1 protein-coding gene is annotated in these 204 nt (G+C 62.7%); it reads right to left on the bottom strand.

Annotated elements, in window-relative coordinates; all coding sequences use genetic code 11:
- The coding region (locus tag LO50_RS23775; RefSeq protein ID WP_044316589.1) for a cbb3-type cytochrome c oxidase subunit I at window positions 1–204 on the bottom strand (204 nt) is incomplete at both ends.

Raw genomic sequence — 204 nt, 5'->3', positions numbered from 1 at the left:
TCGAGGCGATGTAGAGCACGGTGCCGATGGTGGCCAGCCAGAAGTGCGCATTGATCAGGCCGATGCTGTGCATCTGCTCGCGACCGAACACTTTCGGGATCAGGTGGTACATGGAGCCGATGGTGATCATCGCAACCCAGCCGAGGGCGCCGGCGTGAACGTGGCCGATGGTCCAGTCGGTGTAGTGCGAGAGGGCGTTGACGG

The sequence above is a fragment of the Stutzerimonas stutzeri genome (genome assembly GCF_000935215.1).
GTDB lineage: Bacteria > Pseudomonadota > Gammaproteobacteria > Pseudomonadales > Pseudomonadaceae > Stutzerimonas.
Note: the sequence above shows the minus strand (reverse complement) of the source record. Positions and strands in the feature narration are given on the sequence as shown.